13 protein-coding genes are annotated in these 16847 nt (G+C 28.0%); 3 read left to right on the forward strand and 10 right to left on the reverse strand.

The window, feature by feature from the left end; all coding sequences use genetic code 11:
- Positions 1 to 72: 72 nt before the first annotated feature.
- A complete protein-coding gene (locus tag EU95_RS07930) occupies positions 73 to 291 on the forward strand; it encodes a hypothetical protein (RefSeq protein WP_025888346.1) in 219 nt (72 codons plus the stop codon).
- Positions 292 to 300: 9 nt separating this feature from the next.
- On the opposite strand, the gene metH is transcribed toward EU95_RS07930, so the two are convergent.
- On the reverse strand, positions 301 to 3867 hold the full coding sequence (gene metH, locus EU95_RS07925; protein WP_032521410.1) for a methionine synthase: 3567 nt from the start codon (positions 3865 to 3867) through the stop codon (positions 301 to 303).
- Positions 3868 to 3886: 19 nt separating this feature from the next.
- Entirely contained in the window at positions 3887 to 4801 is a 915-nt protein-coding gene (locus EU95_RS07920; RefSeq protein WP_032521411.1) for a branched-chain amino acid transaminase, read from the reverse strand.
- A gap of 72 nt (positions 4802 to 4873) precedes the next feature.
- Here EU95_RS07920 and cobN point away from each other — a divergent pair, with 72 nt between their 5' ends.
- Positions 4874 to 8611, forward strand: a complete 3738-nt coding sequence (cobN, locus tag EU95_RS07915; RefSeq protein WP_032521412.1) for a cobaltochelatase subunit CobN — start codon at positions 4874 to 4876, stop codon at positions 8609 to 8611.
- Position 8612: 1 nt separating this feature from the next.
- Here the strand turns inward: cobN and EU95_RS07910 are convergent, their stop codons facing one another.
- The 4 genes from EU95_RS07910 to EU95_RS07895 all read right to left on the reverse strand — a co-directional run bounded on the left by EU95_RS07910 (position 8613) and on the right by EU95_RS07895 (position 12333).
- Positions 8613 to 9260: a PHP domain-containing protein gene (locus tag EU95_RS07910; protein WP_032521413.1), complete on the reverse strand. Its 648-nt coding sequence runs from the start codon at positions 9258 to 9260 to the stop codon at positions 8613 to 8615.
- 11 nt (positions 9261 to 9271) lie between these two features.
- Entirely contained in the window at positions 9272 to 9808 is a 537-nt protein-coding gene (hemG, locus tag EU95_RS07905; protein ID WP_032521414.1) for a menaquinone-dependent protoporphyrinogen IX dehydrogenase, read from the reverse strand.
- 92 nt (positions 9809 to 9900) lie between these two features.
- Positions 9901 to 11835, reverse strand: coding sequence for an excinuclease ABC subunit UvrC (uvrC, locus tag EU95_RS07900; RefSeq protein ID WP_032521415.1), 1935 nt, complete (start codon positions 11833 to 11835; stop codon positions 9901 to 9903).
- A 9-nt stretch (positions 11836 to 11844) separates the two neighbouring features.
- Positions 11845 to 12333, reverse strand: a complete 489-nt coding sequence (locus EU95_RS07895; RefSeq protein WP_032521416.1) for a flavin reductase family protein — start codon at positions 12331 to 12333, stop codon at positions 11845 to 11847.
- A 59-nt stretch (positions 12334 to 12392) separates the two neighbouring features.
- On the opposite strand from EU95_RS07895, the gene coaD reads away from it, so the two are divergent.
- Entirely contained in the window at positions 12393 to 12866 is a 474-nt protein-coding gene (coaD, locus tag EU95_RS07890) for a pantetheine-phosphate adenylyltransferase (protein ID WP_032521417.1), read from the forward strand.
- Between the two features lie 5 nt (positions 12867 to 12871).
- Here the strand turns inward: coaD and EU95_RS07885 are convergent, their stop codons facing one another.
- Genes EU95_RS07885 through dapF form a run of 4 tightly spaced genes read right to left on the reverse strand, consistent with a single transcriptional unit; the run spans position 12872 to position 16761 of the window.
- Positions 12872 to 14095, reverse strand: a complete 1224-nt coding sequence (locus EU95_RS07885) for a D-alanyl-D-alanine carboxypeptidase (RefSeq protein WP_032521539.1) — start codon at positions 14093 to 14095, stop codon at positions 12872 to 12874.
- Between the two features lie 7 nt (positions 14096 to 14102).
- Positions 14103 to 14729, reverse strand: coding sequence for a DUF1995 family protein (locus EU95_RS07880; RefSeq protein ID WP_032521540.1), 627 nt, complete (start codon positions 14727 to 14729; stop codon positions 14103 to 14105).
- Positions 14729 to 15901 carry a cysteine desulfurase family protein gene (locus EU95_RS07875; RefSeq protein WP_032521418.1) on the reverse strand — a complete coding sequence of 391 codons (1173 nt, stop codon included), beginning with the start codon at positions 15899 to 15901 and terminating at the stop codon, positions 14729 to 14731. The genes EU95_RS07880 and EU95_RS07875 overlap by 1 nt, the downstream gene beginning before the upstream one ends.
- On the reverse strand, positions 15901 to 16761 hold the full coding sequence (dapF, locus tag EU95_RS07870; protein ID WP_032521419.1) for a diaminopimelate epimerase: 861 nt from the start codon (positions 16759 to 16761) through the stop codon (positions 15901 to 15903). Before dapF ends, EU95_RS07875 begins: the two co-directional genes overlap by 1 nt.
- Positions 16762 to 16847: the final 86 nt, after the last annotated feature.

Raw genomic sequence — 16847 nt, forward strand, 5'->3', positions numbered from 1 at the left:
AACATTTCTTTAAAAAAGGTTGACGAGTATGGGGGGTAAGGAGGTAATAATTCTAATAAGGTTTTTTTCATTATGGATTGGGACTTTACTGAAAACATAGCATTTAAAGCTCTTTATGAAGCTTTTAAAGATAGTGATGAAACATCCGCATTAGAATTTTTATCTAGTGACGGTGCTTCATATTATCTTGAGTTAACACAGGATGCCGCGGGTGAGGGACTTGATCTGGGTGATAATGAAACGATGGAAGAACTACAGGAAGAAATTATTGAATATTTAGAAAACAACTAAAGATTTATCTTAAGCGCTGAAATATTTAGCTTTTGAGTGTAGTGAAATGATAGCTGTAGTACTTTGTTCTGGATGAAGTTGTTCAGATTCATCCATGGTCAAGTTTATTCTTTGTGCATCCAACAATGATAATTGTATGTTTGAATCAGATACTTTTGGACATGCAGGATAACCAAAAGAATATCTAGCACCTCTATATTTTTGAGCTAGTATTTCTCTATTTTTGTCTGGTTCTTCAGTCCTAAAACCACATTCAATTCGAATTAATGCATGGACATACTCAGCTAGAGCTTCTGCTAATTGCACTGTAAGTCCATGGAATATTAAATAATCGCTATATCTATCTTCTTTAAATAATTTTTGAGAATATTCACTAGCAATATCCCCCATCGTTACTGCCTGCATAGGAAATATATCTATCGGTTTATCATTTTTTAAATCACAATAGAAATCAGCTATACATAAATTATTCCCAGATTTTTGTCTTGGAAAATTAAATTGGGAAATTTTATTTAATGATTTCTCATCATATAAGAGGATACTATTGTCTTTTCTCCCACATCTAAAATATCCATAAACTGCTTTAGGTGAGATAAGCTTTTTTTCTATAATTATATCTATCCATTTATCTAACAATGGTTTAGCGTATGAATCTAAATAGATATTGTATTCATCTACGCTTTGATTTTTTCCTTTTTTTATTTGCCATTGTCCGCTAAAAAGAGCTTTTTTATCTAAATAAAAAATTAACTTATTTAAATCTATATCAACGTCGTTCAAGACTTTCGTTCCCAAGAAAGGGGCTTGAATTGGCTCTTCTTCATTTATAAATTTAGATCTTATAAAATTTTCTTTTAAATTTAATTTAGAAGTCTCTATATCTATAGATATTGATTTTTTAACAGCTTGAGAGTTGGATTTTGATGAGGCTAAATTAATATTTATACCTTCATTGTTAATAAACCCCTCTGTATTTGACCAATTACCCTTTTTTTTATTATCCATATATTCATTCATAAATTTAAGATCAGTGAACGCATCTTTTCCGTACAATATTTTCCCGTTATATATTTTGCTGCAGTCCTCATTTACAAATTTTGGGGTTAAGGCTGCGCCTCCTAATATTACTGGTACATTAATATCTTCATTGTTAAAAGCCTCTAAATTATCTTTCATAAAAGCAGTTGATTTAACAAGTAATCCGCTCATAGCGATGCAATCTGCATTGTGCTTTTTTTGTGCATCTATAATTGCTGAAACATCTTGCTTTATTCCAAGATTTATAACGTCATAACCATTATTTGTAAGTATTATATCAACCAAATTTTTTCCAATATCATGAACATCACCTTTTACAGTTGCAATTAAGAGTTTTCCATTTGATATATTTTCATCTACTGTTTCCATATATGGTTCTAAAATTGAAACAGCAAATTTCATTGTTTCTGCTGATTGGAGTACAAATGGCAATTGCATTTGACCTGAACCAAATAAATCTCCTACAACTTTCATCCCATCAAGTAAAAAAGTATTAATTATTTCAAGAGGTTTATATTTTTTTAAAGCTTTATTTAATTGATCCTCTAAACCTATTTTTTCTCCATCAATTATATGATTTTTTAGAATTTCTTCCAGAGTTAGGTTTTTATTTTCTGAGGATGCTTTTTTGAAATCTTGAATAGATAAATCTTGAAAAGCCTTTGTTAATTCTACTAATGGATCATAAATACAAATATCATCTTCAAATTCTCTTTTGTCATATATCAAATCTAAGCAAAGCTTTTTAGTTTCTTCAGAAATTTTTGATAATGGCAAAATTTTATTTGGTGCGATGATAGCAGAATCCAATCCTGCTTTAATGCATTCATCTAAAAATATTGAATTTAGATTAATTCTTGATAATGGTGAAAGACCAAAACTAATGTTTGATATCCCCAGTATGATATGAATATCTGGGAAATTTTCACGAATTTTTGATATAGCAGTAATTGTTTCTTTAGCGTTTAATCTATCTTCTTCTATACCAGTAGATATTGGCAGAGCTAATGGATCAAAAAATAGCTCATAATCTGACAAGCCACATTCTCTAGTTCTATTTAGCGCTCGTTTTACAATGTTATATTTTTTATCTGCATTCCTGGCCATTCCATCTTCATCAATAGTTCCTACAACAAGACCTGAACCATACCCTAAGGCTAAATTTAGTACTTGATCAAATCTTTCATTGCCGTCTTCGTAATTGGTTGAATTTATAATACATTTACCACCAGCTGACTTTAATCCACTTTCCATTTTGTCAGCATCTGTAGAGTCAATCATTAATGGCAAATTTGTATTGGTAACTAGTCTTGAAGTTATTTCCTTCATATCTTTCACACCGTCTCTCCCCACATAATCAACATTCACATCAAGAACGTGTGCATTTTCTTTTTGTTGTTGCTTGGCAATTGAAACAAGTCCATCCCAATCTTCGTTATTTAATAACTCCCTTACCTTTTTAGATCCACTTGCATTTAATCTTTCTCCTACAATCAAGATAGAATTGTCTTGTTTGTACGGTACAGAATTATATATTGATGATGCAGAAGGAATATAACCACTTAAATTGTTATTACCATTTTTGTTAGACCTTTCGATATAAGTAATTTCATCAATTATTGAAGAAAGATATTTAATATGTTCAGGTGTTGTACCACAACATCCACCTATTAATTGAACATTAAAGTCATATATAAAATTCATTAACTGCATCTTTAATTCTATTGGCTTTAATCTGTAGTGAGCTACACCACCAATATTTTCAGGAAGTCCTGCATTGGGAATACAGCTTATAGCGAAAGGAGAATTTTCAGATAAATATTTAATATGTTCTTTCATCTGTTCTGGACCAGTTGCACAATTCAGTCCAAGGATATCTATATTAAAGGGCTCTAATATTGTTAATGCAGAGGCGATGTCAGATCCAACAAGCATAGTACCTGTTGTTTCCATTGTTATAGATACCATTATAGGTATATCTATATTTTTACTATCAAGTACTTCTTTAGACGCTGATAAGGCAGATTTAATTTGTAATACATCTTGACAAGTTTCAATTAAAAGAAGATCAACTCCTCCATCAGTAAGACCATATATTTGTTCTTTATATGATTGCTTTAATTCATCAAAATCTATATGTCCTAATGTGGGTAATTTAGTAGTTGGGCCAATTGAGCCAGCAACAAACCTAGGCTTATCTACTGATGCATATTTGGCAGCAGCATTTTTCGCTATTAATGCAGCATTTTTATTTATCTCATATGCCTTATCCGCAATATCATATTCATCAAGAACTATTGATGACGCTCCAAAAGTATTAGTTTCTATAACATGACAACCTGCTTCTAAAAATGAATTATGTACCTTTTCAACTACCTTTGGTGATGATAAAACAAGGTTTTCATTACAACCCTCTAATTCTTTGCCTCCAAAGTCGTCTGCAGTAAGATTTAAGTTCTGAAAAGATGTTCCAGTACCTCCGTCAAAAATTATTAATGGCTTTTCATCTCTATTTAAATAGGTTTTGAAAGATTCCATTTTTTAGGTAAAAATTAATTTATTTTAGAGAAATTCTTGTTACCCAATTATCATAGTCTTGAGAACGACCTTCTGTTATTTCTATAAGCTTACTTTTTAATTTATTCATTATTGGTCTTTCACTATTTAATTCACTTGATTCAATTTTTTTAACAGGTGTAATTTTTGCCGCTGTACCAGTTAGAAAAACTTCATCTGCTATTAGTAATTCTGTTTTATCAACAGGCCTTTCAATTACATTTATACCAAATGATTTTGCTAATTCAATAACACTAGCTCTAGTAATCCCCTCAAGGATATCTTGATCAACACCAGGAGTGATTAAATCTCCATTTCTTACAATAAATAAATTCATACCACTAGCTTCGCTTACCTTACCACTTGAATTTAATAGCAAGGCTTCATCAAAACCCGATAAACTAGCTTCTGTTTTAGCTAATGAACTAGTAATATAAGCTCCACTTATTTTTCCTCTCAATGGGAGAGATCTATCTTCTTGTCTAGTCCAACTACTCATTCTACAAGAAACTCCATCTGGGGATAGATAATCTCCTAGTTCAATACAATAAATAAAGAAATCTGTTTCAATATCGTGTAATCTTGGAGCTATACCTAAATCACTTGTATATACGAATGGTCTAATATAAATAGGTTTTTCTGGCTTATTTCTTTTTATAACTTCCTCTAAGGCTTTATAAATATATTCTTCAGAAATATCAGTTAAGAGAAATTTTGCACTTTGAGATAATCTTTTTATGTGTTTATCAGTTCTAAATAAAAGGAATTCTTCTTTATTTTTAGGGTTAGGTATTGCTCGCATTCCTCCAAATGCAGCAGTACCGTAATGTAGTGCATGAGTAGCTATTGATATTTTTGCTTCTTTAAATGGAATACATTTACCTTCGAACCAGGCGTATGGAAGAAATTCATGCATATTTAATTTATTTAATTAAGGTAAACTTGTTTTATCCTACTTACTTATTCTAAACCCTATTTATATATAAAAATGCACAGGATATTGAATATAGCAGGAAATGAAAAGAATAAGGATGATTTAATAGAGCAGCCAGTTGCAGATTTTATTTTTATAACAAGTGTCAAAGCTGATTTAAATCTTTTATCAAACTTATTATTAGAAAAAGAATTTGCTTCATTAAAAAATAATATTAGAGCGTTAGAAATTTCTAATTTAAATTCCTCAGCTCAAATAGATAATTATATATTAAAAACAATTAATCATGCAAAAGTTGTCGTACTACGACTATTTGGAGATAAAGGTACATGGAACTATGGAATTGAACAACTATTAAATTGGCAAGCCATTGATAAAAATAGGAAGTTAGTAATCCTATCAGGTACCCTTGATCAGGAAGTTTCCTTATGTGAAATTAGTAGTATTGATAATGATGTCGCATTAAATATTTCTAAATTACTAAGATCTGGAGGACTGGATAATTATAGAAAATTTCTTAATTGTTTAAATTACCTAAAAGAAGATGAAACATTAATTCCTAATGAGTTTTTGAAGATCTCTTTTTATGCAGATCCTTATTTGTATGATTGGAAAATTGAAAAAGGAGAAAAAATAGGAATAATATCCTATAAATCGCTTTTTTTGGCTAATGAAATTGAAGTAAACGATAAGCTTAACTTGCAGTTAAGAAAAAGTGGTCTATCGCCTAAAACATTTTTTATCTCAACACTAAAAGATCATATTATTCAAAAGAAATTGATAGACATTTTTAAAAAAGAAGATATTAAACTAATAATTACCACAACTTCATTTTCTTCATCTCAAATCAAAAATAACGATTTAATTGAAAATTCTACAAATATTTTTACTTCTCTTAAAATTCCAATTTTACAGCTTCTTTCTTCTAATAGATCGAGAAAAAATTGGTTAAATTCATCTATTGGAATGAATTCATCTGATTTATTAATGCAAATAATTATTCCTGAATTTGATGGAAGAATTACTACCTGTCCTTCAGCATTTAAAGAAATAATTTCTGAAAAAAATACACTCTACAGTGAAATAACTAGTTATAAAGTTGATCAAGTAGGTATCAAGTGGATTTCTAAATTTGTAACAAATTATGTGAAACTTCAAAAACTTAATAATTTTGATAAAAAAATTTGTTTGGTAATAAGTAATTATCCAGTAAAGAATGGAAGAATCGGTAATGGTGTTGGTCTTAATACACCATCTTCGATAATAAATATTCTTAACTGGTTAAAAGAAGAAGGTTATGATCTTGGATCTTGTAATTACCCTCAAAATTCTTCGGAATTAATGTCAATACTTATAAAAACTAGAACTAATGATATTGAATCTCAAAATAATAAACCATTAGATTACTTACCCCTTAGTGAATATTTACAATATTGGAATTTACTAGAACTTGAACCAAAAAATATTATTGTAAATCGTTGGGGCAAACCATCTGAAGCGATCGATCTTGATAATAAAGGCTTCTCGATAAATGGACTTAGATTTGGGAAAATAACATTATTGATTCAACCTCAACGAGGTTATGACGCTTACAGTGATAGAGATATTCATTCGCCTGATCTTCCACCTCCCCATAGATATTTAGCACAATATTTTTGGATTGAAAAAGTATTTAATGCAAATGCTATATGCCATATTGGTAAACATGGGACTGTTGAATGGTTACCTGGCAAATCTATAGGTCTCAGCAATAAATGTTTCCCAAATATTATTTGTCCAGCTATACCTAACATATATCCCTTTATCGTAAATGATCCTGGCGAAGGATCCCAAGCTAAGAGAAGAACTGCTGCAACTATTATTGATCATTTAACCCCTCCTTTAGATAGGTCAGAATTATATGGAAAATATTCAATATTAGAAAATTATCTAGACGAATATTTTGAAGCAAAATTATTAAATTCTAATCGTATTGAAATAATAGAAAAATCCATTTTTGAATTAATTAAAAAAGATTTTAGTGAAATTATTTTAAACAATAAAAATAATCAAATAGAAGAAATTGATTCCTTTCTTTGCCAAATTAAAGAATCTCAAATTAGAACAGGTTTGCATGTTTTTGGGGATAGGCAGAATGACATTAATGAAATAAATTTATTCTTGTGTATTTCTAGAGTACCAAATGCCAACCGAATTGGTCTTGTTCAATATATAGCAAAAAATTTAAAACTAGATTTGAATCCTTGGACAAATAAATATGATCAAATGTTATCTGAAAAGGATAAAAAAATATTATTGAGATTTTCAAACAAAAAAATTTTAAACTTTAGAATGGCTATTGAGTTTTTGGAACAACAAGCAAAATATCTAATATATTTGCGTTTTTATAAAAAGAAAACCAAAATAAAATATCTAGAAAAATATAAAAATCATAAAATAATAGACTATTTCTTTAATGATAAAAAACATAATAATTATTTTTTATTATTAAAAAATGAGATCTTAATTCCAATCATTAGTTCTTCATATAATGAAAAATTATCATTTATTAATTCATTAAATGGCAAATATGTAAAAAGTGGTCCATCTGGAGCCCCTACGAGAGGCAAGACTGAAGCTTTACCGACTGGTAAAAATTTCTTTTCAGTTGATGCGAGAGGACTGCCAACTGAATCAGCATGGAGTGTTGGCTGTAAATCTGCTTCTCAAATTATTGATTTATACAAACAAGAAAATGGAGAAGATTTAAAAAATATAGCAATATCTGTATGGGCAACATCCACAATGAGAAATGGAGGAGAAGATATTTGTCAAATACTATATTTATTAGGAGTACAACCTGTCTGGGATGGACCTTCAAGAAGAGTAATCGATTTAGAAATCATCCCTTTATCTGTTCTAGATAGGCCAAGAGTTGATGTTACATTAAGGATCTCTGGAATGTTTAGAGATGCATTTCCTCAGTTAGTTAAATTAACTTCTAAAGCAATAAATCTTATTTCTAATCTTAATGAGAATGATAAATTTAACCCTCTTGCTCTAGCTTTAAAGGCTGGTGATCCTATTAATCGTATATTTGGTTCAGCTCCAGGTTCATATGGAGCTGGTCTACAAGAACTAATTTCAAATTCTAATTGGGAAAATATTGATGATTTTGGAGAATCTTTTCTTAATTGGAGTAAGTGGATTTATAGTGATAATCTTGAACCTGTAGAGGATAAAAAATCATTAGAAAATGCTCTTAAAAATGTGCAGTTAGTTGTTCATAACCAAGATAATAAGGAACATGATATTTTAGATTCTGATGACTATTATCAGTTCCAGGGCGGTTTATATTCAGCGATAAAGAAAATAAGTGGTAAATCACCTGAAATGTATCATGGTGATTTATCTAAATTTGGATTATCTAAAATTTCAAAATTACAAGATGAAATTAATAAAGTTGTTATATCAAGAATTCTTAACCCTAAATGGATAAATGGAATGAAAGATAATGGTTATAAAGGAGCGTTTGAATTTTCAGCAACCCTAGATTACTTATATGCTTTTGATGGAACTACTGAATTAGTATCAAATTGGTGTTATGAGGAGGTTTATAAAACATGGTTATGTGATCAGGATCTTAAGAATTTCTTTCTAGAAAATAATCCATGGGCTTTAAGAGATATTGCACAAAGATTTATTGAAATTATCAATAGAAAAATGTGGAATAATTGTTCTTCTGACGTTATTGAAAATTTAAAGGACATAATAATTAATACTGATTCAATAATTGAAAAGAATGAATTCTGAATTATCTGCCTAATAGTGAAAATCCATGACTATCTGTACCACATGATTTCAGCATTGAATATCTTTCAGTTAATTTATCGATTTTCTCACAAACAAAATTACTAGCTTGCCATATTTGATTAAGGTTATAGTCATACCAAACTTCAATCCCATTAACTTTATTTTTATAGGCTTCTGGAATTAAGATGTCAAATGGGATTCTATATCTTGCAGGATGAGCTAGAAATGATAAACCACCAGCAATTTCAATTGCTTTGGTGACAGAATTTATTTGTAAGTCGTTTCCTATTGGGGATTCACCTAAAATATAGGGAGAAAGAGACTCACTATTTATATCAATTCCCAAGCCTAAAACATGAACTAAACATCCCTTAAGTAAACAATTAATTTCAATGCCAGGAATCAATGTGAATGAATTTATTGGATATTTTTTTAATAAATCGTTATCAGATATATATTTATGAGCCAATATTGAATGATGATCTGTTATTGATAAGAATTTAAGTTTATTACGAAATGCTTGATCTAATAAATCTTCAGGACTCATACTTCCATCACTAAAATTTGTATGACAGTGAAAATTTATTATATGAGGACAACTATATTTATCTATTTTTGAGGTTAAATCTATTAACTCTTCTTTATCCATGAAGAAAAAGTTTAGAATTTAGATATTGACTTTATTAAATTATCAACTTTTTTCCAATCTGTTAGTTCATAAGTTTTTGAAGTATCTTTTGGACCATTAGTTATAAACATAATAAATAAAATTGCTAATTTATTTAGAGTATCTAAGCTTGGATAATCTAATCTCCCTGCAAAAACCTCTTTGATTGTAGGTTCCCATTTGACTTTTTTTAAAAATTTTATAACATATGGATTTGTTTCAGGAGTTGATTTTTCAGGTTTTCTTGCTGTTAAGTTTAATGAAAAGAAAGCAGTTTTTACATGGTCTAATTTTTCTATATTTTGTTGAATAAATTTGTAAACATTTTTTCTATGATATCCATACCTTACGCTTGCACCAATAACTATTTCATCAAAGTCGCTTAAATTGAAATTAGCTGAATCTTCAACTGAAATAATAATTGCTTTTTTTCTTCCTTTTAATTTTTTATAAATGTAATTGCAAATATCTTTAGTATGACCATCAACGGTGGAATATAAAATAAGAAGTTTTGATTTTCTCCAGAACACTATAAAAGCAAATTATTTAAAACTTATTTTAATTCTAATTATCACAATAATCCACAATATCAACTTCTATGAATACTTAACATAAATTCTTTTTAATCATTATTAAAAAAATTATAAATGTCATTGGCAGTGTTAGCTCCAAGACCCTTTACTTTCATAAGATCATCCTTACTAGCAATCCTAATGGCATCTACAGAATTAAAATGCTCCAATAAATCTTTTATCCTTGAAGAACCTAATCCAGGTATCTGTGTTAATTGTGATCTATTCATTCTTTTAGATCTTTTGTTTCGATGAAATGAAAGTGCAAATCTATGAGCCTCATCTCTTAATCTTCTAAGAAGCATAACTCCTTTTTGATTCATATCTGTATTAAGAGGTTTTGATAATCCTGGAACATATATTTCTTCTTTCTTTTTTGCTAATGAACATAAAATTACATCTTTATCTAGATTAAGATCTTCTAATGCTTTGATGGCAGAATTTAGTTGTCCTTTCCCACCATCTATCATTACTAAATCAGGCCAATCTGAAAAAAGTTCATTATTAATAATATTATTTTTTGAATTCATAAGATAACTGAGATCTCCTCCATCTTTCTTATATCTTGACCATTTCTTAAATCTTCTATAAATAACCTCATATATTGATGCATAATCATCACTATGACCAATATAAACATTATTATCTTTAATTTTATATTTTCTATAGTTTTGTTTTGATGGTATTCCATCAATAAAAACAACTTGAGAAGCTACTGGATCGGAACCTTGAATATGACTAATATCATATCCCTCTATTCTTTTTGGATGAGTATTTAATTCGAGTATTTGAGATAAGTCCTCAATAGCAGATTCATTATCTTGAATTCCATTTAAAATTCTATTTAATTCTAAGCTGGCATTTTTTTGAACCATTTCTATGGTTTTTAATTTATTACTTCTTTTTGGATTTAAAATTTTTACTTTTTTTTGTTTTAGTTGAGAAAGCCATTCTTCAAGTGTTTGTTTGTTTGTGAATTCGTATTGAACTAAAATTTCAGATGGTATTTCTATGCCGTCAACATTTATATAGTGTTCTTCAAAAACTCTTTGCAGAATCTCACTTTCGCTAATACCTTCTAATTTTTGACTATATCCAATTCTTCCTATTAATTTACCAGATCGCATTTGAAATATTTGAATACTTGCCATATTTTTCTCCGAAACAATTCCAAATATATCTCTATTTATCGAAGAGTCTGGTACTGATATTTTTTGAGATTCTGTTAATAATTTAAGTCCGCTAATTTGATCTCTTATTTTTGCCGCTTTTTCGTACTGTAAGTCATTAGAGAAGTAAGACATTTTATTCTCTAAAATTTTAATTAGATCATCATTTCTTCCTTGAAAAACCATTGAAGCTTGTTTTACAATTTTCTTATATTCCTCTGATGAAATTTTTTCGAGATCAACGCCAGTAATTTCTCTATAAAACGATTTTGATAATTTACTATGTCTTAAAGGAAATATTTTCTTAATTAAAAATAAGGTATTTCTTAAAAGACCTACATCAACGTATGGTCCATAATATCTATCTAAATTATTTCTATTTCTTCTTTTTCTAGTAATAAATATTCGGGGATATTCCTCACTCCAAGTTATGCAAAGATAGGGATATTTCTTATCATCCTTTAAAAGAATATTAAAATATGGTTTGTTTGATTTTATTAAATTTGATTCTAAATTTAGTGCTTCATATTCGCTATCTGTAAGTATAATTTCTATTTCAGTTATTTGTCGAACCATCAAGCTTAATCTTGGAGTTAAATCTGCAAAATTATTGAAATAACTACTTACTCTACTACGTAGTTTTTTAGATTTGCCAATATAAAGTAAATTATTGTCAATATCTTTAAAAAGATAACAACCAGAAGATTTTGGAATTTCAGATAGTCTTGACTTTAGTAGGTCCTTATTATTAATTAATTTATATTCAATTTTAAAATTATATTTGTTATCTATTGTTTCTATAGAGGAATTACTCATTTATAATGACTAACCTCCATAATTCCAACCAGTTGAAGATAAATTTAGTGAGTCAACGTCATTATTCAAATAAGCAGATTGAACTTCTCCTACAAAAACGGTATGGTCACCATAAGTAACACTTCCAACAACATAACATTCAACTCCACCAACACTATCAACTAAAATAGGCAATCCAAGTTCACCTAAATTAAATTCAACGGATTCAAATCTGCCTCCTAATGCTTTTTGGGGTTTAAAGAAAACAGCTGCTAGATCCTTTTGATCACTTTTGAGTACATTTAATGAGAACTTATTGGTAGATTTTATTATTTCATGACTAGAACCTTCTGCTCTAACTGCCATTACTATTAATGGGGGGGTGAAGGAACCTTGAGTGACCCAACTAGCAGTAAATCCATTCACTTCATTTTTATCTTCGTCTCTAACTCCACAAATGAATAATCCGTGAGGTATTTTTCTTAATAAGATTTTTTTTGCTTCTAGATTTAATGTCATAATTGATATATCTAATAAACTTATTTTAACTAAATTTCTTATTCGATCATAATAAATTCATGAAAATTCTTTATCCTGGTACATTTGATCCTTTAACGAACGGGCATATTGATTTAATAGAAAGAGCTGAAAAAATATTTGGCAATCTAGTTGTTGCTGTTTTGGAAAATACTTCCAAAACTCCAACATTTAATATTCAAAGAAGAATTTTACAAATAAAAAATTCTCTTTCTCATTTACCAAATATTGAAGTTATTTCTTATTCCGGACTCACTGTTGATTGTGCAAATGATCTAAAAGCTAATCTTATTTTAAGAGGCTTAAGAGCAATGAGTGATTTTGAGTATGAACTCCAGATTGCTCATACAAATAAATCTCTTAATAATGAAATTGAAACTATATTCTTATCAACCAATACAAATTATAGTTTTCTCAGTAGTTCTTTAGTAAAAGAAGTTGCAAAATTTGGGGGTTCAATTAATCATATGGTACCCCCCTCTGTTGAAAAGGATTTAAAAGAATATTTTAAATAATATTTTTATTTACAAGATTTTAAGTAATAAACATCACTTAATAATTTAAAAGCTTTTTCTTTATTAATATTATTAGAATTTTGGATAATGCTTATAATTATAGGCTTTTCATTTTTATATAAAAAGCCAGATAATGCAAAGACATTTGAAAGAGTACCAGTTTTTCCAAAAAACTTTCCACTTAATTCACTATTTACAAATCTTTTAGCTAATGTTCCTCTTACTCCCATAATTGAAAGTGTAGATTGAAAAGCTTGAAAATTATTAGAATATCTCATTTTATCTAAAAACAATGCAACTAACTTTGTCGTAATTTTATTTTTTCTAGACAACCCACTAGCATCTGCAAAGTATGTATTAGTTACAGGGAGGCCCTTATTTTCTATCCATTTTTTCAATTTTGTATAGTTATTATCTTTCCATGTATTTGAGGCATTTTTAAAGAGAGATTCAGCGGTAAAATTATGGCTTTCAGAATTTGTTAAAGTTAATAATGAAAGAATTGGAGTTGAATATATTTTATTTATCTCTTTAATATCTTTTAAATAAAATGTTTTTTCTGAATCAAAAAAATTTATATATACTTTGGAATTAGGAAATTTATTTTTTAAATAGTTCTTAATAAAATTTTTTAAGGCATAAATGTCTTCATATTTATTGTGATTACTTTCAATTGCAAGAGATGTAATTGGAGATCCATATTCATAATGTTTATCCGTATTTGTCCAACCATTTGGCCAATATAATTTTGAATTAATTTCTACAATATTAAAGTTAATAATTTTACTTTCTTTAATATTTGAAATTAGTTCGATAATATTTTCGTAATTCAGATCTGGATCACCTTGACCGTGCAAATAATAATTGTTTTTATTTTTTTTAAATAAGGAAGTTTTTAAATTATCATTTAATTTATATTTACTTAAAACATAAGCTGAAGAGAATAATTTTTGATTTGATGCTGGCAATCTTGGAACTTCATCATTATAGGAACTAATTATTTCTCCTTTATTATTAATAATCGATACACTAAAAGATTCATCAAGGGTTTGATTCAATAAAGCATCATAAGTAGGACATTTTTTATTTTTAGTAATTATTCCAGGGAAATTAAAATAAATACTATTTAAAATGGTTATTTTCTGATTTGCTAGTAAATATCTTATTAAGATAGGAGATGCTACTAGTAGAAGAATAATAAAGAAAAATGAATATATTTTTTTTATCACATTCAATCTATAAATTTACAAAAATAGATTCGTTGTCAGGTTTAATTTCAAATTCTTTTTTAAAATAATATTTTTTGTTTTCTTCTTTGAAAAGTAACCAGTTGTTTGGATAAATATGCATAAGAGCAGCTTTATTTAAAGGCTGAAGAAAATAAATATTTTTCCAAGTTTTGACAAAATTTTTACGCCTCTCTCTAATAACACTTCCTATACCAATATTGGCATCTTCAAATTTTGGATTTAATGAATAATGCGTTCCTTGATAATTATCAGACATAGGTTCAAATGAATCGAAATCATACGGCTGAGGTAGTATCGATATCATTGCACTATTAATATTATTTATATTATTTGATTCATTAAATGATTTAAAAGTAAAGATTTTATCTTTGATATCTGGATAGTCTCTTTGAGCCAAGGCCACAGCGCCTTGATCAGCAAATGTTATGAATACATTATTATTTTTAGACAATATCTTGTAGATAGTTATTCCAATTCTATTAAACTTCAATCCTTCAAAATTAAATTCTATAGTAAATCTTTTATTTGAATCTAATAAACTTGGAATAATTGCATCCTCCATATTCATAAGAGATTCATTTAAATCTTTAGGTAGTCTGTAATTAGTTTCCATTAAAATTTGCCAATGCATATTTGAATAAGTTCTAAAAATTTATCTATTTCTGACTTATTGTTCATTGAACCTAAGGTAACACGAATATTTGAATATAGTTCATCATCTTTTAAACCAATATTTTTAAGTGTTGAGCTAGGTTTCCCAGATGAGCTTGAACATGCACTTCCACTACTTATGGCTATTCTATTTTCTGACATGAAATTAACAATTTTATAGGCCCTTATAGGCTCAAATAGTTTATTTAATAGTAGAAACGAAATATGATTGGGAAGTCTATGGTTAATACTACCCGTAATTTTTATATGATTATTGTCCTTAATTTTTTGAAAAAAATATTTTTTCAGTTTATCAATTTTATTAGAAGGAAATTCAGTTATGTAATCATATAAATTTATTTTTCCTTTAATATTCTTTAATGATTCATACATTCCAGCAATTAATGGCAAAGCTTGTGTCCCTTGTCTAATTGAAAATTCCTGAGAAAGTGATATGTCTTTATTTTTTAAAATTTGTCTAGACTTTTCCTTTGTTAAAAGAATACCGATACCTTTTGGACCTCCAAATTTATGAGCAGATAAACTTAAAAAATCACATTTAAGATCTTTCCAACTGAAAATTCCATTACTTAATATTTGAGTTCCATCTAAATGAAACAATATATTTAATTCTTCACATTTGGAACCTATAAATTGAACAGGTTGTATTGTCCCAATTTCACTTTGTCCCCAAATAATTGATACGAGCTTAGTTTCATTTGTCAAAATTCTATCGATATTAGTAATATTTAAAATTCCATCATTATTTACCCTCCATTCGTAAATATCCCAATTTTGTTTTCTTAGTTTATTAGCACAAATAGTTGTTGCTTGATGTTCAACATTTGTAATAACAATTCTACCATTTTTAAAGTTCTCATAAATATTATTAAATACAATATTTATTGATTCAGAAGAACCAGATGTAAAAATTATATCCTCTGGATCTGCTTCAAATATATAAGCAATTTTGGATCTAATTTTTTCAAGATATATAGAGCATTTTATGCCTAGCTCATATGTTGATGAAGGATTATGCCAATAATTTCTATAAGTTGAATTTATTATTTTTAAAACATTCTCAGATAATGGAGTTGTTGATGCATTATCTAAATATATAAAATTATTTTCCATTAATTTACTAACATTGATCCTGAGAATACCTTTTTAGCATTACCAGTCATCATGACTTCACAATCGTCTTTTGACCAATCAATTTTAAGATTACCTCCTGGTAAATTTACAATGGTTTGTGAATTACAAAGGCCTAATTTATAAGCAGCTACATGAATAGCACAGGCACCTGTTCCACAGGCTAAGGTTGGTCCTGCGCCTCTTTCCCATACTTTTACATTGATATTATCTCTATTTAAGATTTGACAAAAATGCACATTAGTTTTTTCTGGAAATAATTCATTTTTTTCAAATATAGGACCAAGTCTAGAAATAACAATTGACTCTATGTCTTGTAAAAAAAATATTAAATGAGGATTTCCCATTCCTACTGCATAACCTATATTATTAAAATTTTTCTCATTAAATTCATGAGAAGGAATTGAATTGATTTTTTTTTCAATTGTTGTTGGAATATTTTGACTTTCTAAAATTGGAACTCCCATTTTTACTGTAATTTCATCATTTATATATTTTGCAATTTTTAAACCTGCTTTAGTCTCAATTTTATATTCTATATTTTTATTATTAATTGAATCATTTACATGGAGATACTCAACTAAACACCTAATTCCGTTTCCACACATTTGAGCTTCAGAACCATCAGAATTAAAGATTATCATTTTTGCATAATTATCTTCATTAGGTTCTTCTATGAAAATCACACCATCTGCTCCAATACCAAATTGCCTGTTGCAAATTTTTTTTATATCAAATATGTTATTTGTCTTGTAATTTTTAAATAAATCATTTCCTCTAGAATCGATTACTATGAAATCATTTCCGTTACCTTGATATTTTTCAAAAGTTATATTTTTCATTTGTAGATAATATATTTTAAATTTTAATTATAAATTATTCCTTTTAACAAAGTATTTCTATTTTATACAATGGATATTAAAATAAT

The sequence above is a fragment of the Prochlorococcus marinus str. MIT 9201 genome (assembly GCF_000759955.1).
Taxonomy (GTDB): domain Bacteria; phylum Cyanobacteriota; class Cyanobacteriia; order PCC-6307; family Cyanobiaceae; genus Prochlorococcus_A; species Prochlorococcus_A marinus_G.